The organism is Aeromonas sp. FDAARGOS 1410, from assembly GCF_019048745.1.
Taxonomy (GTDB): Bacteria; Pseudomonadota; Gammaproteobacteria; order Enterobacterales; family Aeromonadaceae; genus Aeromonas; species Aeromonas jandaei.
Map to the genome: position 1 here is coordinate 3,625,845 of NZ_CP077401.1, position 19,872 is coordinate 3,645,716.

Here is a 19,872-nt window from a genome sequence, read left to right on the forward strand (position 1 = left end):
AGGAGACATATTGGGAGAGGCAAACAAGGGGGGCTTGCGCCCCCCGTTCGGATCTTATTGGCCGGTTCAGGCCCCCATCAGACTCTGCAGCTGGTTTTTCACCAGATGCACCTGCGGGCCGATCACCACCTGCAGGTTGTGCTCGTCGAGCTTGATCACCCCGATGGCGCCGTTTGCTTTCAATACCTTGTCATCGACCCGGCTCATGTCCTGCACCGACATCCGCAGGCGGGTGATGCAGTTATCGAGCGCAAGGATGTTATCGGCACCGCCCAAGGCGTTGAGGATGATTTCACCGTTGTAACCGCTGTTGCCGGCCTTCTTGCCTGCAGGCTGGGCAGCTTCGCTGGTTTCAATCTCGCGGCCAGGGGTTTTCAGGTTAAAGCGCACGATGGCGAAGCGGAACACGCTGTAGTAGATGGCAAACCAGATGGCGGCCGCGACCGGCACCAGATACCACTTGGTAGCGGTGCCTTGCAGCACGCCGAACACCAGAAAATCGATGAGGTTGCCGTCGGTGTTGCCGATGGTGACACCGAGCAGCCCCATGGTCATAAAGCCCAGACCGGTCAGGATGGCGTGAATGACGTAGAGCACCGGCGCCACGAACAGGAACAGGAACTCCAGCGGCTCTGTGATACCACCGATGACGCAGGCCACCACACCGGAGACCAGCAGCGCCTTGATCTTGCCGCGATTTTCCGGACGAGCGCAGTGATACATGGCGAGCGCCGCGCCCGGCAGGCCGCCGAGGAAGGCAGGCATCTTGCCCTGCGAGAGGAAGGAGGTGGCAGAGACCGAGAAGCCGGAAGTATCGGCGCAGGAGAGCTCGGCGTAGAAGATATTGAGGGCGCCGCTCACCTCGTGACCACATACCAGCTGGGTGCCGCCCGCTTCGGTAAAGCGGATCAGCGCCACCAGAATGTGGTGCAGGCCGAGCGGCAGCAGCAGACGCTCACCGGTACCGAACAGGAAGGGGCCGAAGGGACCGGCGTGGGAGATGAGCGCCCCGATACCGTTGATGCCGGCAGCAAACCAGGGCCAGACGAACGGCACGACCAAGCCGACCACCCCCAGCACCAGCGCGGTGATGATGGGCACGAAGCGGGCACCGCCGAAGAAGGCGAGCGCATCGGGCATCTTGTAGGTGTAGAAACGGGCGTGCAGTTTGGCGACGATCACCCCGACGATGATGGCCCCCAGAATCCCGGTGTCGATGGAGCTGATGCCGAGGATCGATTTCACCCCGTAGGCCTTCTCCGCCGCCGCGTTACCGATGACGTTGGCCACGGTCAGGTAGAAGTTGATGGAGAGGTTGAGCGCCGCATAGCCGACGAAACCGGCAAAGGCTGCGACCCCCTTCTCTTCCCGCGCCAACCCGAGCGGAATGGCCACCGCAAACATCACCGGCAGGTAGATAAAGGCCACCAGCCCCACCTTGGTCATCCAGAGGAACAGCAGTTGCAGCACGGTATTGTCGAGAAAGGGCATGCTCTGCTTGACCGCATCGCTGGTGAGCGAGCTGCCGACACCGAGCAGGATGCCCGAGAAGGCCAGCAGGGCGACCGGCAACATAAAGGTCTTGCCGAGGCTCTGCAGGAACTCCCAGATGGTGGATTTGGCTTGAGGCTTGGCCATGAAACGGCTCCTTGTGAATAGACAGCAATATCTGCGGCTGCCCTCCCCCGCTCGAGGCAATCTCGAAGCAATCTCGAAGCAAAAGGCGCGGGTCAGCATCAGGTTTTGCTGGATGATAAAACGTTTTATCAATTTACAAGTGCCGACAGGATCACAGAATAAGGGGGCTGGCTGGCAGCAGGATCCAAATTTGTGAGCCGGATCGGCCAGATGGTGATGTAACGTTTCACTTGGGCATATGAGCAGGTATGCTTGAGCCTCGCTTTCAACTGTCCGTCGTCCGTTCGCCCTATGTCGCCCAAATCCCTCTCTGCCAAAGCCACCAAGATCACCGACGTCGCCCAGCGGGCGGGAGTGTCGGTCACCACCGTCTCCATGGTGCTCAACGGCAAGGGGCGCATCTCGCCGGCCACCGCCGAGCGGGTGCAACAGGCGATAAAAGAGCTCGACTATGTGCCCAACAGCGCCGCCGCCAACCTGCGCAGCCAGCAGTCCAATCTGGTGGGGCTGATCCTGCGCGACATCACCGACCCCTTCTATACCGAGGTGACCGCCGGGGTGAGCGAGGTGCTGGAGCAGCAGGGTTATCTGCTGTTTCTGACCCAGTGCGGCCACAGCCCGGAGCGGCTGCAGCAGAGCATCCACTCCCTGTCACGGCAGGGGGTGGCGGGCATCATCTTCAATCCTGTGCGCGGCGCGGCGGCCAAAACCCTGGAGACCTTGCTCGATTCCGAACTGCCGGTGGTGTGCGCCGCCCGCTCCTACTATCGGGATGACGTGGACTTTATCGGCCCTGACAACACCCACGCCGCCAAGCAGGCCACCACCTATCTTATCGAGCAGGGCCACCGCCATATCGCCTACGTCGGCGGGCGGGCCGACTCCCTCACCCGCGCCGAGCGGATCGGCGGCTACTGCGCCAGCCTGCTGCAATATGGCCTGCCCTTCAAACCGGAGTGGGTACTGGAGTGCGAGCGCACCCAGCGCAGCGCCGCCGACACCATCGCCCAGCTGCTGCACCAGCACCCCAAGGTGACCGCCGTGCTCTGCCACTACCCCGAGGTGGCGCTCGGCGCCATCTATGGCGTCGAGGCGAGCGGCCGCACCGTGGGCAAGGACAACTACATCGGCCAGCAGGTAGCCCTGCTCGGCTTTGACGATGTGGCGGAGGCCGAACTCACCTCCCCCGCCCTCACCTTCGTCAGCTCACCGGCCCGCGAAATCGGCCGTCAGGCGGCAAAACGACTGCTGACTCGGATGCAGCAACCCGAGCTCGCCCCCAACCGCCATATCATCACCCCCAACCTGCAAAAACGGGAGTCGGCCTGAGTTGTGGCGCACAGGTAGGGGCAACGCTCTACCTGCGGTCACTGTCCCAAGCGGGCGAATAGCAGCCGCTTAATAAGTAATTTATTGATCTCTGGCAGGTTTTTGCCCGACTGCGGTTTTACCCTGCTCCTCTCTCGACTAATATGCTCCACTTGGCAACCACTCTTGCAGAGATAACCCTGTGCAGCCGTTTCGCCATCCACCACATCGCCGGAAAACAGCAGCAGGCTGGAGGCTGTAATCCACGGGCGGTAGCGTGGTGTGGGATAGTTAGTGCAAAACAATACCCAATATATAAACATTGTTTGGCCTGCCAGAGCGAGATGAGTGCTGATATGGCAGGGCCGCATATGCAATAAACCATTAGGTAAATTTTATGAGTTTTAAACAACTCCTAACCATTTTATTTAAAAAAAGCCAAACTCTTTGTAAAAACCTCAACCGCAGCCAAAAATTTTTCTTTTTCGGAACAATCCTTATTTTTCCGACGCTAGTGTTTTATATTTTATCGATGAGTAAAGCATCAATTGCATTTATATGTTTTTCATTTTTACTACTATTATTTGGCATCATTTCCGACTTGTTACTTTTATATGGAAAAGTTTGGGATACTTTTATTGGAAAAGGCATCATTCTCATAAGTTATGCCATGTGCACTACCATTTCATATGCTCTTGCATCTCAGTTAGTAAATGATGTTATTGCTTTTGATTCATCAAAGCTAACTAATTCAATTACATTTACATCTATATTATTAATACCTGTTTTTATTTTAGGATTTAGCTTTTTATTATTTATTGGGATCTTTATATTTGGTCAATTCTATCTGATTATTGCATCTACATTAGAAAACCTAAAAGATGACGAATGCTTTAATCTTATGACAATTGTCCCAAAAGAGTGTTATCCAAAAGCGACATTCATATCAAGATTAATCATTTATCCATTAGTTATTGGTAGTTTCCTATCTTTTGGTAGTGATATGATGCCTGCATATGGTAAGAGGGTAGAGTCATGGACTAAATGGTTCATTTATAACCTAGAAGCAGTAAAACATTCCCGATGTGAAATTAAAAACAATGATTCGAAGGTTATTGTCATCAATGAGAATGAAATTGTCATTGCAACAAAAAATAATGATTCATACATGTTTACTCCAGCAATATGTATTCCAAGGATAAAGTCTAACACTATTGATAAGCAACAAAGCAAATAGTCAAGGGCACTATCAAAACCCATATTTAAATTATATAATCGAGAGCATTTAAATTGCCAAATTTATTGACAAAGACAATGTCAAGAAAAACCAACAAAATAGATAAAGAAGTTATCAAACTAGCAAATACCATTAAAAATGCTAAAAAACATAAATACCGATACATAGACCCTGATGCAGTAAAGAAAATAATGGGGAAATGGTCACCAATTTCCATCATAAGCTTTTCATATCTATTAGAGTGTTTCTTAACCGCCATGAATGACACCGGAATAAGTATCATGGATGCTAATGGTGCATATCAATCAGATATATATAATGTTCCCACAGCTTTAAAAGGCATCGCTGATAAGTTGCTTAATTCAAATCGATGTTATCAGCAAGGAAAATGGAACTTATTTAATGATTTGGATTTTGATGTTGTACATCAATGCATCCCAGGTAGGGCGGTAACAACTCAAGTAAAGCCTTACTTTGCCTTTGATGAATACAAAAGAACAAAGGATGAATCTAGGATAGTTATACATGCAATCGTAGATGAATTTGAAGGCACACCTTGGGCAATATCATTTCCTTTACAATACATAATGAAAGATTTTCCGAAAGTTGAAAATCAGCACTCTGGCTATTGCCATAAAATTGCTTTTTTAGATAACAATGGAAGAGTTGAAAATGAATATGTATATATTGGAGTAACTAGCCGAGATTGGCTCAAGCGGATGAATGAACACTTTCGTGAGATAAAAGCAGGGAGTAACAAGCTATTCCATAAGACTTGGCGGGAGTTTACTGGAAACAAAAATATATTATTAAGCAGCGAGTTAATTGTAAATGATCACTCTTATGAGCAAATAATGGCATGGGAGGAAACAATGGTAGATCGACTTATGAAGGATAATCGTTCGCTAAATATGATTCCTGGTGGATTTAAAGGCATGCAATACCTTTATAAACACAGTTTACTAAAACAAGACAAGGTTTCACTATCAGAAAGAGATGCTGCAATCGAGGAATACCAGAAGCTTCACCCCAAAGCTGGTATAGCAAACTTATTTATAAGCAACTTATGGAAAGATAAAGAATACGCTGCAAAGGTTATTTGTAGTTCAGATGAAAGACTCTCTGTAGAACAAGTTATAAAAATTCGTGAATTAAGCGCACTGAATTACACGGATGTGGAAATTCTGAAAATTGTTGACGCCAGAAATTTACTTCAAGTCCAGAGAGTTATGAAAGGTATAACTTATAGTCGAATAACTTAAATAACATCTATTTGAGATGGTATTTTGGCCGTAGGTTCAAATAGCGAAGCGTATTCGGACATTCGCACCATCACCTCTACTTTCCAGCATCCAGATATATGTTCCAGAAAAGAGCGCTCATAGATGAAACGAATTCTGATTATTGGCAACTCGGGATCGGGCAAGAGCTGGTTGGCTGCTCGATTGGCTGAGCAGTTAAATATCCGCGAGGTCAATCTGGACACCATTGTTTGGCAACCGGGCGGCTTTAACCAAAAACGGCCCCAGCATGAGATTGATCATGCCATTCAAACACTTGCTCAAGAGCCATCATGGGTGGTCGAAGGGGTATTTGGTGCCCTGGCCGAGCAACTGCTTGATGCCGCCGATACCCTGCTTGTTCTGGATCTCGACTGGTCGGTATGCCGTGATTCACTGCTATCGCGCGGGTCACAAAGTGCCAGGCAACGGGATACAGTGGCCGCCGAAGAGAGCTTTCAACAACTGCTGGTGTGGGCATCTGAATATGGGCAGCGAGCCGGCAAAAGCTCCCGCCAATTCCATCGCGAGCTGTTTGATCGATTCCCAAACGACAAACACCGTTTCACGACTAGGGCAGAGGTAAATAGCTATCTCACGCAACTGATCACTCATAGCTAACGGGGTAGCCCGTAGGTTCGAATAGCGGAGCGTATTCGGACGTTCGCGTTATCACCTCTATCTTTTCAGCCATCCCCGCTCTTGCCACCACACTCAACGCCCAAACAGGCGGTGCAATTCACTTTGTTCATTGCACCCTACGGTACGTCTATGACTGTGGTTTTTCTTGCCCGTTGTGGTGGGCTGTCCGGCATTGATGGCGCAACCCATTTCTCCAGCTTGTTCTGCTCGCGCCTCCCCTGCGCCCGCCCCTCGCTTCCCGCCGGCGGGGTCATTTCTGTGCGTTGGCTCACATCCCGCCGCCGTTTTTCACCTCACAAATTTATAGAAAGAGTGCTCCCATCCGCTGAGTAAAAACTCACCGCACGGCCAAGGCGCTGAACAACACATAAACACAACTAATTGATTTTAATCACCAATAAAAATATGAGCGATTCAATCCGCCCCCGTTTCAGCAGCTGTTCAGCTTTGCGATCAGGGTCACACTCAAGGTGATAGCGCACAAAAATCCAGTTATTCGCACATTTGTCCGATAGGGTGACCTCTCCCTCGGCGCGATAATAGTCGGGTCAATTTTGTCTGCATGCCGGCTTGTATGGGCGGCATGCCAACAGGCTCCGGCAACGGAGCGGGGAGAGCGCCATGATAACCACCTTGATCAATGAACATCTGATCAATCTCGATTTGAAAGCGACACGTAAGGAAGAGGTCTTCACCGAGATGGCCCGCCTGCTGGTCGCGCAAGGCAAGGTCAGCGACGAGCAGCAGTTCGTCAAGGATCTGTGGGCCCGTGAAGAGCTGGACAACACCGGCTTTGAAGAGGGTGTTGCCCTGCCCCACGCCAAGAGTGCGGCGGTCAGCACCCCGGCCGTCGCCATCGGCATCAGCCGCAACGGCATCGACTACGGCGCCGAAGATGGCAAGCCGTCCAAACTGTTCTTCATGATTGCCTCCCCGGCCGGTGGCGCCAACCACCATATCGAGGTGCTGGCCGAGCTCTCCGCCAAGCTGATTGAAGAGGGCTTTATCGATGCCCTGCTGGCAGCCAAAACCCCGGCCGATGCGCTGGCACTGCTGCTGGCCAAGAAAGAGGAAGCGGCTGCCGCACCTGCGGCCAACAAGGGGCTGATCATCGGTGTCACCGGTTGCCCGGCCGGTATCGCCCACACCTATCTGGCGGCCGAGTCGCTGGAGCGCGCCGCCAAGGAGCTGGGTTATGAGGTGAAGGTGGAGACCAACGGCTCCATCGGCGTCAAGAACAGCCCGACCGCGGACGAGATTGCCCGCGCCGCCGCCATCGTGGTGGCCTGCGACAAGCAGGTGGACATGGCCCGCTTTGCCGGCAAACCCCTCATCAAGACCGGCGTAAAAGCCCCCATCAAAGATGGCAAGGGTCTGATTGAGCAGGCCCTGAAAGCCCCCGCCTATGTGGCAGACAAGGATGAGAAGAAGGGTGACGAGAAGCGCGCCAGCGGCGGCAGCTCGGATCTCTATCGCTACCTGATGAACGGCGTATCGCACATGATCCCGTTCGTGGTGACCGGTGGTCTGCTTATCGCCCTGTCACTGGCCATCGGCGGCAACCCGACCCCGAGCGGCATGCAGATCCCGGAAGGGAGCATGTGGAACCAGATCCTCAATGTGGGCGTGGCCGCCTTCACCCTGATGATCCCCATTCTGGCGGGCTATATCGCCTACGCCATCGGTGACCGTCCGGCACTGGCACCGGGCTTTATCGGCGGCTGGATCGCCAACAACGGCAGCTTCTACGGCGCTGATGCCGGTACCGGCTTTATCGGTGCCATCATTGCAGGCCTGTTGGTCGGCTATCTGGTGCGCTGGATTGCCACCCGTCAGTACCACAAGATGGTGCAACCGCTGGTGCCAATCCTGATCGCCCCCATCGTCGGTTCCCTGTTTATCGCTGCGGTCTTTATCTTCATCATCGGCGCCCCGATTGCCGACATGATGACCGGCCTCAACGCCATGCTGCTCTCCATGAGCGGTGGCAGTCTGGTGCTGCTGGGTATCGTGCTGGGTGGTATGGCGGGCTTTGATATGGGTGGCCCGGTCAACAAGGTGGCCTTCCTCTTCTCCGTCGGCATGATTGCCTCCGGTCAGACCCAGTTCATGGGTGCCATGGCCTGCGCCATTCCGGCCGCCCCCCTTGGCATGTCGCTGGCTACCGTGCTTGGTCGCAAGCTCGGCATCTTTGACGAGTCCGAGATCGAAGCAGGCAAAGCCGCCGGTGCCATGGGTCTGGTGGGTATCTCCGAAGGGGCGATTCCGTTCGCCGCCCGTGACCCGCTGGCCGTCATTCCGGCCAACGTGCTGGGCAGCATGACCGCCGCTGTGATGGCCTTCCTGCTGGGCATCACCAACAGCGTTGCCCACGGTGGCCCCATCGTGGCCCTGCTGGGTGCCGTCAACAAGCCGCTGCTGGCCCTGCTCTGCATGATCTGCGGTGCCATCGTCACCGGTGTGGTCGCGGTTGCCCTGAAAAAGCTGCGGGTAAAAAAGAGTGACGAGGTAACCCTGGCCAAGGCGGCCTGAGTTCCTCCTCCCCGAGCCACAAACGCTCGCGAACCATAATAAACATGAGGCCACCCCGGGGTGGCCTCAGCTGTTTCCTTGTCTTTTCCTTGTCTTTTTCCTTGTCGGCCTCAACACCGTCTTTATCGCGCCCTCTCTTGCCACGCCAAAGCAGCGCCTCGTTTCCCGCGCCATTCCCTCTCCCCCCATCCCGATACCGGCGGAAATATCGCCAATCCTGGGTCAGCTCTGTGATTGCACTCACGCTTTGCCCGCGAAATCGCAAAAACTAGGAAATTTTCCTAATTGCCCTAGGGATGGCTCTCAAGCCATTTTTTCCGCCCCTGATTAGAGTCACCCCACCTGATGTCGTGACCCGCACCACGACGGGCGACATGCCCCGTCCTTCGGCAGCGGGCCCGGGTTTACACGGGCAGAAGCAGGCCAGCCGGCCCCCCTTTTGCCCCCTTTCCGTGGCGTGACCTCCCATAACTGCACAACAACGCAAGGGGCGCGGCGGAATAGCGTCTATCTCGCAGAGGATGAACGAAAATGTTGAAATTTCTTGAACAGGTCCGGGTTCCCACCCTCGACCTGCCGGTAGAAGCCCGGCGCAAACTCTGGTTCAAGCCGTTTATGCAATCCTATCTGGTTGTATTTATTGGCTATCTGACCATGTATCTGATCCGCAAGAACTTCAACATTGCGCAGAATGACATGATCCAGTCCTACGGTCTCTCCATGACCGAGCTCGGCATGATCGGCCTTGGCTTCTCCATCACCTACGGGGTGGGCAAGACCATCGTCTCCTACTATGCCGACGGCAAGAACACCAAGCAGTTCCTGCCGCTGATGCTGATCCTCTCCGCTCTGTGCATGCTGGGCTTCAGTGCCAGCATGGGCGGCACCGGTTTCAGCCTCTACTTCATGATCTTCTTCTACGCCCTGAGCGGCTTCTTCCAGAGCTGTGGCGGCTCCTGCAGCTACTCCACCATCACCAAGTGGACCCCTCGCAACAAGCGCGGCACCTATCTGGGCATGTGGAACCTCTCCCACAACGTGGGCGGTGCCGGTGCGGCCGGTGTGGCGCTGTTCGGTGCCAACTACCTGTTCGATGGCCACGTGCTCGGCATGTTCATCTTCCCCTCCATCATCGCGCTGATCGTCGGCTTTATCGGCCTGCGCTTTGGTAGCGATTCACCGGAAGCCTATGGCCTGGGCAAGGTGGAAGAGCTGTTTGACGAAGTGGCGAGCGAAGAGGATATCGCCACCGAGGAGCAGAAGCTGACCAAGTGGCAGATCTTCGTGAAGTACGTGCTGCTGAACAAGGTGATCTGGCTGCTCTGCTTTGCCAACATCTTCCTCTACGTGGTGCGTATCGGTATCGACCAGTGGTCCACCGTCTATGCCCACCAGGAGCTCGGCTTCTCCAAAGACGTGGCCATTCAGGGCTTTACCTTCTTCGAAGTGGGCGCTCTGGTCGGCACCCTGATGTGGGGCTACCTCTCCGATCTGGCCAACGGCCGTCGTGGTCTGGTTGCCTGCGTGGCACTGGCGCTCATCATCGCGACTCTGGGTCTCTACCAGCACGCCACCACCCAGTTCATGTTCCTGGGCTCCCTGTTCACCCTGGGCTTCCTGGTGTTCGGTCCGCAACTGCTGATCGGCGTCGCCGCCGTGGGCTTCGTACCCAAGCAGGGCATCAGCGTGGCCGATGGCGTCAAGGGCACCTTCGCTTATCTGATTGGTGACAGCTTCGCCAAACTGGGTCTGGGCATGATTGCCGATGGTACCCCCATCTTCGGCCTGACCGGCTGGACCGGCACCTTCGCGGCGCTGGACATGGCAGCAGCCGCCTGTCTGGTACTGATGGCCTGCGTGGCGATTGCCGAAGAGCGCAAGATCCGCCGCATCAAGCGCGAGCTGAAAGCCGCCGAACTGGCGACCCAGACCGCCTGATAGCCATAACAACAGACGCAGATTGTTCAGGGCTACCCACACGGGTAGCCCTTTTTGTTTAGCCAAACTAAATACTCAAGTGGCCCTTTTGCGCCATTTTTGCGGCCCAAAGCCCTATCGAGATCCCACTTTTGGCCGGGGCTTTTGGCAAAAAATCCCCGCCGGCGTTATCTTGTTGGCCCCCCGTTTCGCACAGTTCAGAGCCAATGAAGATCATTGCCGTCACCGCCTGCCCGACCGGCATCGCCCACACCTATATGGCAGCCGAAGCGCTGCAAAAAGCCGCCGCCGCCCTCGGCCTCAAGATCAAGGTCGAAACCCAGGGCGCCATGGGGATGGAGAACTCCCTCACCGCCCGCGACATCGCCAGCGCCGATCTGGTGCTGATCGCATCCGACATCGATATCGAGCAGAAGGAGCGTTTCCTTGGCTGCCATATCCATCGGGTGAGCCTCGAAACCGTGCTGCTCGATGCGCAGGCGGTGCTGAGATCACTGCCCCGGCCCAGCTGATGCTAAGCCGCGAGATCACCTTCTACTGCCATCAGGGGATGAGCATTGCCCGCACCAAGCAGCTGAGCCGGCTGGCGGGGATGTTCAAATCCTGCATTCGCTGCGCCAACCTCACCCGGCGCCAGACGGTTATCGCCAGCAATCAGCTCTCCCTGCTCACCCTCGCCACCCAGCCCGGCGATCTCTGCCAGCTACAAATTGAAGGCAACGACGCCGAGCTGGCCCATATGGCCTTCACCTGCTGGTGCGGCGAGCTGGGTCAGCCGCTGGTGCGCCCCGCCAGCGCCGCGCTGGCCGAGCTGCGTCTGGCAAGCGCCCTGCCCGACTACCACTTTGCCTTACGCCAACTGGCTCACAGTCCCGTCCCCCTGACCAAGAGCGAGGCGCTCGAGCATCTTATCGACCTACTGCCCGCCGAGCTGGTCAGCAACAGAGCCGCGCTGGAGGAGGCGATCAGTCGGCGCGAGCAGATCGCCGCCACCATCATCTGCCCGGGCCTCGCCATGCCCCACGTGCTTTGCGAGGGGATAAGCCAGCCTGCCCTGAGCCTGCTCAGCAGCCCGGCCCCCATCGAGTGGGGCTCTCAGCTCGGGCCGGTGCAGACCATCATCTTGCTGGCGGTGCCGACCGGCTGCGGGCGCGACACCCTGCTCCCCCTCACCCGGCTGGCCCGCGCCCTGATGGACGAAGTGATAAGCGGCGCCCTGCTGCAAGCGAGCTCGGCCCCCGCCAGACAAGCCATCGTGATTGAAAACCTGCTCGGTTGACTCCTGGCTGTAACCGGCCCCATTTCCCAAGCGATCTTCACGGCAGCCACTCCCATTCATCCTGCCGTCAGCCCCCTGTGGTACACTCGCAGCCATTCCCACTTGCCAATCCGCTATCCGATGAAATCTGCCCGCTCCCGACTCTCGCTGCCAAACCGTCCCGCCCGCGATGGCGCCACCCGCTCTGCTGTCCGACCAGCCGAATCCCGCCACGTTGCGGTGCGCAAGCCGGAGCTGGCCCCCGAGGATCGCAAGCTGCTCCTGTTGAACAAGCCCTATATGGTGCTTTGCCAGTTCACCGACGAGGCGGGCCGCGAGACCCTCAAGGATTACATCAAAGAGCCCGGCATCTATGCCGCAGGCCGGCTTGACCGCGACAGCGAGGGGCTGCTGCTGCTCACCAACGATGGCAAATTGCAGGCGCGCCTCACCCAGCCGGGGGAGAAGACCCCCAAAACCTACTGGGTGCAGGTGGAAGGCATCCCGAGCGAGGAGAAGCTGGCCGCTCTGCGCGCCGGTGTCGAGCTCAACGACGGTATGACCCTGCCCGCCGGGGCGCGCATCATGGATGAACCTGCGGTGTGGCCGCGCAATCCGCCCATTCGCGAGCGCAAGGAGATCCCCACCTGCTGGCTGGAGATCAAGATAGTGGAGGGGCGCAACCGGCAGGTACGGCGAATGACCGCCCATATCGGCCACCCCACCCTGCGCCTTATTCGCTATGCCATCGGTGACTGGACCCTCGATGGTCTGGCCCCCGGCGAGAGCCGCGCCCTGCCCGCTCCCGAGTTGGCGCCAGCCTCGCGCAGGGCACAGGCGCCAAACAAACCGCGCAGTCAGGGCTCAGGCAGCAGCAATCCGCGCGCTGCCCAACCGACCCGAAGCCCCCATGGTCAGGGCCAGGGGCGCGACAACCGTGACACGAGCCCACGCCCGGCCAATCGCAGCGGCGGCCGTGGCACCGCGCGCCGACCGGCCCGCAGCAAACCCTCGGAATAACGTGCAGCCTGCTGGCAATCGAACACTAAAGAACAGCGCTGAATCGAGCCCCTGCTTCGGCCGGGGCCAAACCGGTAACGAGACAAGGAGTCCTTATGAGCGATAACCTTCCTGCATCGCAAGAGAAAACGCCGCACGAGCGCATGCAGGCCAGATTGACCGTCGCCGCGCTGGTGCAGTGGCAGGGCCGCTTTCTGGTGGTGGAAGAGGAGATAAAAGGCCAGCGCCGCTTCAACCAGCCCGCCGGCCATGTGGAGGCCGGTGAAGATCTGCTCACCGCCGCCTGCCGCGAGCTGAAAGAGGAGACGGGACTGACCGCCACGCCCACCGCCTGGCTTGGCACCTATCTCTACAAACCGGCCGACAGCGAGGCCACCTATGTGCGCACCGCCATCATCTTCGACCTTGAAAAAGCGCCGGGTCAGCACCATCCAGAGGATCCTGACGGCGATATCCTCGCCTGCCACTGGCTCACCCTGGAGGAGATCGCCGAGTGTAAAGCGGCCCTGAGAAGCCCGCTGGTGTGGCAGTGCATCGAGGATTATCTGGCAGGTACCCGCCTGCCGCTCTCTGCGCTCAAGGCCTTTATCCAGAGCTAGGGGCAAAGCAGGCATCCGCTGGCAATCGTCACAAGAAAAACGATTTCCTGCCGCAAGGTTCCTGATGGGGACAGTGGCATGGAGATGTGACCGGGGGCGCAAAACTCTGGTAGAATACGCCCCGTTTAAACGAACTGGTAACTTCGACTAATGACAGACAACAGCCAAATCAAGGTGATCGTCGGCATGTCCGGCGGCGTGGATTCTTCCGTCTCGGCCTACCTGCTCCAGCAGCAGGGCTATCAGGTCGAAGGCTTGTTCATGAAGAACTGGGAAGAAGACGACACGGACGAGTACTGCTCTGCCGCCCAGGATTTGGCTGATGCCAAGGCCGTCTGCGACAAGCTCGGGATGAAACTCCACACCATCAACTTCGCGGCCGAGTACTGGGACAACGTGTTCGAGCACTTCCTCGAAGAGTACAAGGCTGGCCGCACGCCGAACCCGGATATCCTGTGCAACAAGGAGATCAAGTTCAAGGCGTTCCTCGAATTTGCCGCCGAAGAGCTGGGTGCCACCTACATCGCCACCGGCCACTATGTGCGCCGTGACGACAGCACCGGCCGCCCGCGCCTGCTGCGCGGTCTCGATACCAACAAGGATCAGAGCTACTTCCTCTATACCCTGAGCGAGAAGCAAGTGGGTCAGAGCCTGTTCCCGGTTGGCGATTTGGAAAAGCCGGAGGTGCGCCGCATCGCCGAGCAGCTGGATCTCATCACCGCTAAGAAGAAAGACTCCACCGGTATCTGCTTTATCGGCGAGCGCAAGTTCAAGGACTTCCTGGCCAAGTTCCTGCCCGCCCAGCCCGGTAAGATCGAGACCGTGGATGGCAAGGTGATCGGCGAGCATCAGGGTCTGATGTATCACACCCTGGGCCAGCGCAAGGGGCTCGGTATCGGTGGTCGCAAAGATGCCACCGAAGAGGCCTGGTATGTGGTCGACAAAGAGGTCGAACGCAACGTACTGGTCGTGGCGCAGGGCGAACATCCCCGCCTCTACTCCGATGGTTTGATTGCCAGCCAATTGCACTGGGTGGATCGCACCCCGATCCGCGAGCCGCGTCGCTGCACCGTCAAGACCCGCTACCGCCAGCAGGATATCCCCTGCCTGATCCAGCCCATCGACGACGAGACCATCCGGGTCATCTTCGACGAGAAGCAGGCTGCGGTAACCCCGGGCCAATCCGCCGTCTTCTACGACGGGGAAGTGTGTCTGGGCGGCGGCATCATCGAACAGCGTTTCAGCCATCCGGTTTGAGCCAATAGCAGAAGGCAGCATACGTGAGCGATAAATTCCAAGACAGAACCATGGCCTTTGCCGGCATCTGCCAGGCGGCCGCGCTGGTCCAGAAGGTGGCCCGCGACGGCAGCTGTGACGAGGCCGCCCTGCGCGAGAGCCTCTCCAGCATTCTGGTGACCAACCCGAGCCACCCGCTCGAGGTGTTCAACAACACCCATCTGGCCATTCGCGACGGCTACCGCGCGCTGGTCGAGCAGCTGGGTGCCGACGGCAGCCAGAAGAATGCCGAGCTGACCCGCTATGTGGTGAGCCTGATTGCGCTGGAGCGCAAGCTGGCCAAGCGCAAGGACATTCTCAACATGCTGGGTGAGCGGATCAGCCAGATCGGTCGCCAGCAACAGCATTTCGACCTGCTCGACGAGCAGATCCTGGCCAACATGGCGAGCATCTACAGCGATCTTATCAGCCCCATCGGGCCGCGCATTCAGGTGGCCGGCACCCCGCTGTTCCTGCAGCAGCCGCTGGTGCAGCACAAGGTGCGCGCCCTGCTGCTGGCAGGCATCCGCGCCGTGGTGCTGTGGCGCCAGCTCGGTGGCAGCCGCACCCAGATCATCTTCGCTCGCAAGAAGATGGTGGAACTGGCCAAGCGTTACTAATCATTGGCTTGCGCGCAGGGAGAGGGAGACAAGGTGAACAGCCGCACATCAGCCTTGATACACCCCGACCGGCGCGCAAGTGAATACGGATCCCCCACACCAATCATCAGGAGTTCACCCCATGGAGCTGTCCGCGCTGACTGCTGTTTCCCCGATTGACGGTCGTTATGGCGACAAGGCCGATGCCCTGCGCCCTATCTTCTCCGAATTCGGCCTGCTGCGTTTTCGCGTTGAAGTCGAGGTTCGCTGGTTGCAGAAACTGGCCAGCCACGCCGGGATCCCGGAAGTCCCTGCCCTGAGCGCGGCCGCCAACGCCCTGCTCGATGGCATCGTCAGCAACTTCAACGAGAGCGACGCCGCCCGCATCAAACAGATCGAGCGCACCACCAACCATGATGTGAAAGCGGTGGAGTACTTCCTCAAAGAGAAAGTCGAAGTGAACCCGGAGCTGGCGGCTGTCAGCGAGTTCATCCACTTCGCCTGCACCTCGGAAGACATCAACAACAACTCCCACGGTCTGATGCTGAAAACCGCCCGCGAAGAGGTCATCAAGCCTTATTGCGAGAAGCTGATCGGCGAGATCAAGCGTCTGGCCCACGAGTACCGTGACATGCCGCTGCTCTCCCGCACCCACGGCCAGCCGGCGACCCCGAGCACCATGGGCAAGGAGATGGCCAACGTCGCCTACCGTCTGGAGCGCCAGTACAAGCAGATCATGGCGGTGGAGATCCTCGGCAAGATCAACGGTGCGGTCGGCAACTACAACGCCCACATCAGCGCCTATCCGGAAGTGGACTGGCACCAGTTCTCCGAGGAGTTCGTTACCTCCCTGGGTCTGACCTGGAACCCCTACACCACCCAGATCGAACCGCACGACTACATTGCCGAGCTGTTCGACGCCATGGCCCGCTTCAACACCATCCTGATCGACTTCGACCGCGATGTGTGGGGCTACATCTCCCTGGGCCACTTCAAGCAGCGCACCATCGCCGGCGAAATCGGCTCCTCCACCATGCCGCACAAGGTCAACCCCATCGACTTCGAGAACTCCGAAGGCAATCTGGGGCTGGCCAATGCCGTGTTCCAGCATCTTGCGAGCAAGCTGCCCATCTCCCGCTGGCAGCGTGATCTGACCGACTCGACCGTGCTGCGCAATCTGGGCGTTGCCATCGGCTATTCCCTTATCGCCTACCAGTCCACCCTCAAGGGTATCTCCAAGCTGGAAGCCAACGACGCCGCCATGGCCGCCGACCTGGATGCCAACTGGGAAGTGCTGGCCGAGCCGATCCAGACCGTGATGCGCCGCTACGGTATCGAGAAGCCCTACGAGAAGCTCAAGGAGCTGACCCGTGGACGCCGCGTCGATGCCGAAGGGATGCGCACCTTTATCGACACCCTGGAGCTGCCGGAAGCGGTCAAGGTTGAGCTGAAGAAGCTGACCCCGGCCAACTACATCGGTGACGCCCAGCGTCTGGTTGATCTGCTGAAATAAGCGGATAAATGAGACCACCGGGGCCCTGTGCATGATCTGCAACAGGGCCCCGGTTATTTTATGTGGCACCCTATACACGGTTTGCAAGAGGGCTTGCCCGAGGCCGGCAGCCGCCTCTGGCAAGACCTCTCCTGACCTTTGTCGAACCCTTTGACGAGAAGATCTATGTACGAACTCAATCTGGATATCGCTCACTTCCTCGAGCACTACTGGCAGAAGCGCCCGCTCCTTATCAAGGGCGGCTTCAAGGACTTTCAGGATCCCATCAGCCCGGATGAGCTGGCGGGTCTGGCCATGGAAGAGGTGGTAGAGTCCCGTCTGGTCACCCGTTTCGACGGCAAGTGGGATGCGGCCCACGGCCCCTTCGAATCCTATGACCATCTGGGCGAAGAGAACTGGACCATTCTGGTACAGGCATGCAACCACTGGGCCCCCGAGGTGAACGAGCTGGCGGTACCGTTCCAGTTCATTCCGGGCTGGCGCTTTGACGATGTGATGGTGAGCTTCTCCACCCCTCACGCGGGTGTCGGCCCCCACATCGACAACTACGACGTGTTCATCACCCAAGGTATCGGCAAGCGTCACTGGCGGGTTGGCGATGCCAAGCCCCTCAACGAGTTTGCCGCCCACGCCGCGCTGCTGCACTGCGAGCCGTTCGAGGCGATCATCGACGTCATCATGGAGCCGGGCGACATCCTCTACATTCCGCCCGGATTCCCCCACGAAGGCTACGCCATCGAGCCCTCCATGAACTTCTCGGTGGGCTTCCGCGCGCCGGATGCCAAGGCGCTTATCTCCTCCTTTGCCGATCACCTGATCGACAACGAGGTAAGCACCAAGCGTTACGGCGATGCCGACCTCAAACCCCGTGCCCGTCACGGCGAGATCCAGCCCCACGAGCTGCACCGTCTGCGCGAGCTGATGCAACAGGCCCTCGATGACGAGACCCTGTTCAAGGAGTGGTTCGGCACCATGATCTCCGAAGCCAAGCACGATCTGGACGTCAATCCGGTCGAGCCGGATTACAGTGCCGAGGAGGTAGCCGACCTGCTGACCCAGGGCGAGCCTGCCATCAAGGTGCCGGGCCTGCGCAGCGTCTGGTTCAGCGGCGAAAGCCAGCAGTGCTATATCGATGGCGAAGCCTGGACCCTGCAGAGCGAAGATGCGGCAGCCATTTCGCTCTTGTGCGACAAGGACATCATCACTCAGGCCGACATGGTGGAGCTGGCCGATCAGGCCGGTTTCCTGCAACTGCTGACCCGACTGGTCAACCGCGGCTACTGGTTCTTCAACTGATCCGACAACCGTCGCGCAGAGATAAAAAAGGAGGGGTATCCCTCCTTTTTCTGTTTAATGCAGCGCACATCATTTATGAAAAAGAAAGAGTACCAGCATAGTCGCGAGCAGGGCTCCAACCAGGATCAGGGTCGTGGATGAGAAATGCCTCTGACCATCCCCCGCTTTCCAATTTGCATATATCGTTGCCAACACATCACTGACCACCACAATCCCTGCCGTCAGTACAATAAAGCTCGCCATGCTCAAACTTTGTCCCGGAATAGCCAAAGTCAGCCATGAAATGATCACCCAGTGAATGCAGTAAATCGGGGTAACATTTTTACTCCAGCGACCCGCGATATCCTTGATAAAACCAGGTACATAACGTACCAGATAACTCAATATAGCGAGTTCAAATATGACACCACCAGTAAAAGTGATATTATCCGTCAAGATATGATGGTAATAACCAGTCTCAAGATTCATACCTGTTGGAATAGAGAACAAAAAATTGAAAAGGTATATACCGAAGAAAAATACGACTGCCGCAACAACCCCCGATATCAGATAAAACTTTCTTTTATCAGTGCAGCGGATCAGATAATCGCCAAAAATATATCCGGCGATGGGGTAAAATGCCCACGTCAGGAATGGGAAATATGAACTTTCATTACTTCCCCAAAAAAGTCCAGCCAGAGAAGATACGGGCAGAGTCTGGGTTTGCACTGGCAATAGCAAGATATTTATCAAGGCAAACACCAATCCGGTGATACCGATAGCAATCTTGTTAAACTTGAAGAAATTGAAGCCAGCAAACATAATCATTGCCAACCCTGAAAATTGCAGGATATCCACGATCATCAGCTCATTGAATCCCTTGTAGAGATAGCTGATGTCTGCGCTATTGAATCCCATAATTACGTTTGGGATGAATCCACGTACAAAACTGAGCAGGTAGGCTGTACATAGCAGAGCAAGACCACGCCAGGCCATTGATGCCGGTTGATTCTTCCTGGAATAATTTATGCCGATACCAAGCAGAAACATGAACATAGGGGCTGCAGGAATATCCCCATTAAAATCATTTATATCAGCCAGTAGTGTGTCCCATACTCCTGAATTGGCAAAAACCAATTGTACATGGATGATAATCATAAATAGCACGGCTAAGCCTCTGGCTATATCTAGCTCGGGTTGCCGACCACTGTTTACTTTATCCGGAGAAAACATATCTCACCTGCCTTTAATTTATATCGCTGGTTACGGCATAGCCATGCAACAATATGGCATTGCTAACAATGCCATAACGTATCACCTCAAACTTATAGAGAAACTCGTCTTATATGGTCATTCCACCATAAACGTCATAAACATATCAAAGAACACACCAAAAAAGGCGATACTGATACCAAATATAAAAAGATAGAGAGTGTGTCTATAATAAGTCAGAGCATCATCATCCTGACGGACACTTAATATTCTGAACAATACAAAGATCATGCTCACTGTGCCAGAGAACACACACATGCCGATCAAATATGCCTGCCACGCAGAGCCAACATGTTCGACGTCACCACGCACCCATGTCGCCATATAATTGAGCAAAAAGCCCAAGATAATACCGTTGGCAGTTACCATTGGTGCTCGTAGATTGGTTATTTTATCATCTTTCATTTACTCCCCCTGAAACCGGAATTATATTCACATCACCATACTATCATCAGCGCTTATGAAATATAGATCCCGGTTGGTTAC

The 19,872-nt window shown here is 56.2% G+C and carries 17 protein-coding genes; 14 read left to right on the forward strand and 3 right to left on the reverse strand.

The features are described 5' to 3' along the window. Positions 1-66: 66 nt before the first annotated feature. The gene (malX, locus tag I6L40_RS16835) at positions 67-1,638 is read right to left on the reverse strand and encodes a maltose/glucose-specific PTS transporter subunit IIBC (protein ID WP_216994613.1); all 1,572 of its coding nucleotides are present in this window, start codon (positions 1,636-1,638) and stop codon (positions 67-69) included. 291 nt (positions 1,639-1,929) lie between these two features. Here malX and I6L40_RS16840 point away from each other — a divergent pair, with 291 nt between their 5' ends. The 14 genes from I6L40_RS16840 to I6L40_RS16905 all read left to right on the forward strand — a co-directional run bounded on the left by I6L40_RS16840 (position 1,930) and on the right by I6L40_RS16905 (position 18,135). Further along, the gene (locus tag I6L40_RS16840; RefSeq protein WP_103252222.1) at positions 1,930-2,967 is read left to right on the forward strand and encodes a Mal regulon transcriptional regulator MalI; all 1,038 of its coding nucleotides are present in this window, start codon (positions 1,930-1,932) and stop codon (positions 2,965-2,967) included. Between the two features lie 376 nt (positions 2,968-3,343). Continuing rightward, on the forward strand, positions 3,344-4,183 hold the full coding sequence (locus I6L40_RS16845) for a hypothetical protein (RefSeq protein WP_208737959.1): 840 nt from the start codon (positions 3,344-3,346) through the stop codon (positions 4,181-4,183). A 77-nt stretch (positions 4,184-4,260) separates the two neighbouring features. Beyond that, positions 4,261-5,445 (forward strand): hypothetical protein, encoded by a 1,185-nt coding sequence (locus tag I6L40_RS16850; protein WP_216994614.1) that lies wholly within the window; start codon positions 4,261-4,263, stop codon positions 5,443-5,445. Positions 5,446-5,568: 123 nt separating this feature from the next. Then, positions 5,569-6,084 carry an AAA family ATPase gene (locus I6L40_RS16855; protein ID WP_216994615.1) on the forward strand — a complete coding sequence of 172 codons (516 nt, stop codon included), beginning with the start codon at positions 5,569-5,571 and terminating at the stop codon, positions 6,082-6,084. A gap of 642 nt (positions 6,085-6,726) precedes the next feature. Beyond that, the gene (locus I6L40_RS16860) at positions 6,727-8,637 is read left to right on the forward strand and encodes a fructose-specific PTS transporter subunit EIIC (protein WP_156853288.1); all 1,911 of its coding nucleotides are present in this window, start codon (positions 6,727-6,729) and stop codon (positions 8,635-8,637) included. Between the two features lie 531 nt (positions 8,638-9,168). Beyond that, the gene (gene uhpT, locus I6L40_RS16865; protein WP_041208873.1) at positions 9,169-10,575 is read left to right on the forward strand and encodes a hexose-6-phosphate:phosphate antiporter; all 1,407 of its coding nucleotides are present in this window, start codon (positions 9,169-9,171) and stop codon (positions 10,573-10,575) included. A 206-nt stretch (positions 10,576-10,781) separates the two neighbouring features. Further along, on the forward strand, positions 10,782-11,087 hold the full coding sequence (locus I6L40_RS16870; protein WP_033114409.1) for a PTS fructose transporter subunit IIB: 306 nt from the start codon (positions 10,782-10,784) through the stop codon (positions 11,085-11,087). Further along, a complete protein-coding gene (locus I6L40_RS16875; protein ID WP_216994616.1) occupies positions 11,087-11,854 on the forward strand; it encodes a PTS sugar transporter subunit IIA in 768 nt (255 codons plus the stop codon). Before I6L40_RS16870 ends, I6L40_RS16875 begins: the two co-directional genes overlap by 1 nt. A gap of 120 nt (positions 11,855-11,974) precedes the next feature. After that, on the forward strand, positions 11,975-12,853 hold the full coding sequence (gene rluE / locus I6L40_RS16880; RefSeq protein ID WP_216994617.1) for a 23S rRNA pseudouridine(2457) synthase RluE: 879 nt from the start codon (positions 11,975-11,977) through the stop codon (positions 12,851-12,853). A gap of 95 nt (positions 12,854-12,948) precedes the next feature. Continuing rightward, on the forward strand, positions 12,949-13,452 hold the full coding sequence (locus I6L40_RS16885; protein WP_043850389.1) for an NUDIX hydrolase: 504 nt from the start codon (positions 12,949-12,951) through the stop codon (positions 13,450-13,452). 150 nt (positions 13,453-13,602) lie between these two features. Further along, on the forward strand, positions 13,603-14,709 hold the full coding sequence (gene mnmA / locus I6L40_RS16890) for a tRNA 2-thiouridine(34) synthase MnmA (protein ID WP_005353619.1): 1,107 nt from the start codon (positions 13,603-13,605) through the stop codon (positions 14,707-14,709). Positions 14,710-14,732: 23 nt separating this feature from the next. Next, entirely contained in the window at positions 14,733-15,347 is a 615-nt protein-coding gene (gene hflD / locus I6L40_RS16895) for a high frequency lysogenization protein HflD (RefSeq protein WP_041208876.1), read from the forward strand. Between the two features lie 121 nt (positions 15,348-15,468). Next, positions 15,469-16,839, forward strand: coding sequence for an adenylosuccinate lyase (purB, locus tag I6L40_RS16900; RefSeq protein WP_041208877.1), 1,371 nt, complete (start codon positions 15,469-15,471; stop codon positions 16,837-16,839). A 165-nt stretch (positions 16,840-17,004) separates the two neighbouring features. Further along, positions 17,005-18,135 carry a cupin domain-containing protein gene (locus tag I6L40_RS16905; protein WP_216994618.1) on the forward strand — a complete coding sequence of 377 codons (1,131 nt, stop codon included), beginning with the start codon at positions 17,005-17,007 and terminating at the stop codon, positions 18,133-18,135. 69 nt (positions 18,136-18,204) lie between these two features. Here I6L40_RS16905 and I6L40_RS16910 read toward each other — a convergent pair whose 3' ends face one another. Together I6L40_RS16910 and I6L40_RS16915 are read right to left on the reverse strand one after the other, a co-directional pair. After that, positions 18,205-19,347, reverse strand: a complete 1,143-nt coding sequence (locus I6L40_RS16910; RefSeq protein ID WP_071910823.1) for a heparan-alpha-glucosaminide N-acetyltransferase domain-containing protein — start codon at positions 19,345-19,347, stop codon at positions 18,205-18,207. A 117-nt stretch (positions 19,348-19,464) separates the two neighbouring features. Further along, positions 19,465-19,791: a hypothetical protein gene (locus tag I6L40_RS16915; RefSeq protein ID WP_104014220.1), complete on the reverse strand. Its 327-nt coding sequence runs from the start codon at positions 19,789-19,791 to the stop codon at positions 19,465-19,467. Positions 19,792-19,872 lie beyond the last annotated feature (81 nt).

What these genes read in the sequence shown, in the direction of transcription:
- malX (WP_216994613.1), bottom strand. Translation starts at nt 1,638, where the DNA reads ATGGCCAAGCCTCAAGCCAAATCCACCATCTGGGAGTTCCTGCAGAGC.
- I6L40_RS16840 (WP_103252222.1), top strand. Translation starts at nt 1,930, where the DNA reads ATGTCGCCCAAATCCCTCTCTGCCAAAGCCACCAAGATCACCGACGTC.
- I6L40_RS16845 (WP_208737959.1), top strand. Translation starts at nt 3,344, where the DNA reads ATGAGTTTTAAACAACTCCTAACCATTTTATTTAAAAAAAGCCAAACT.
- I6L40_RS16850 (WP_216994614.1), top strand. Translation starts at nt 4,261, where the DNA reads ATGTCAAGAAAAACCAACAAAATAGATAAAGAAGTTATCAAACTAGCA.
- I6L40_RS16855 (WP_216994615.1), top strand. Translation starts at nt 5,569, where the DNA reads ATGAAACGAATTCTGATTATTGGCAACTCGGGATCGGGCAAGAGCTGG.
- I6L40_RS16860 (WP_156853288.1), top strand. Translation starts at nt 6,727, where the DNA reads ATGATAACCACCTTGATCAATGAACATCTGATCAATCTCGATTTGAAA.
- uhpT (WP_041208873.1), top strand. Translation starts at nt 9,169, where the DNA reads ATGTTGAAATTTCTTGAACAGGTCCGGGTTCCCACCCTCGACCTGCCG.
- I6L40_RS16870 (WP_033114409.1), top strand. Translation starts at nt 10,782, where the DNA reads ATGAAGATCATTGCCGTCACCGCCTGCCCGACCGGCATCGCCCACACC.
- I6L40_RS16875 (WP_216994616.1), top strand. Translation starts at nt 11,087, where the DNA reads ATGCTAAGCCGCGAGATCACCTTCTACTGCCATCAGGGGATGAGCATT.
- rluE (WP_216994617.1), top strand. Translation starts at nt 11,975, where the DNA reads ATGAAATCTGCCCGCTCCCGACTCTCGCTGCCAAACCGTCCCGCCCGC.
- I6L40_RS16885 (WP_043850389.1), top strand. Translation starts at nt 12,949, where the DNA reads ATGAGCGATAACCTTCCTGCATCGCAAGAGAAAACGCCGCACGAGCGC.
- mnmA (WP_005353619.1), top strand. Translation starts at nt 13,603, where the DNA reads ATGACAGACAACAGCCAAATCAAGGTGATCGTCGGCATGTCCGGCGGC.
- purB (WP_041208877.1), top strand. Translation starts at nt 15,469, where the DNA reads ATGGAGCTGTCCGCGCTGACTGCTGTTTCCCCGATTGACGGTCGTTAT.
- I6L40_RS16905 (WP_216994618.1), top strand. Translation starts at nt 17,005, where the DNA reads ATGTACGAACTCAATCTGGATATCGCTCACTTCCTCGAGCACTACTGG.
- I6L40_RS16910 (WP_071910823.1), bottom strand. Translation starts at nt 19,347, where the DNA reads ATGTTTTCTCCGGATAAAGTAAACAGTGGTCGGCAACCCGAGCTAGAT.
- I6L40_RS16915 (WP_104014220.1), bottom strand. Translation starts at nt 19,791, where the DNA reads ATGAAAGATGATAAAATAACCAATCTACGAGCACCAATGGTAACTGCC.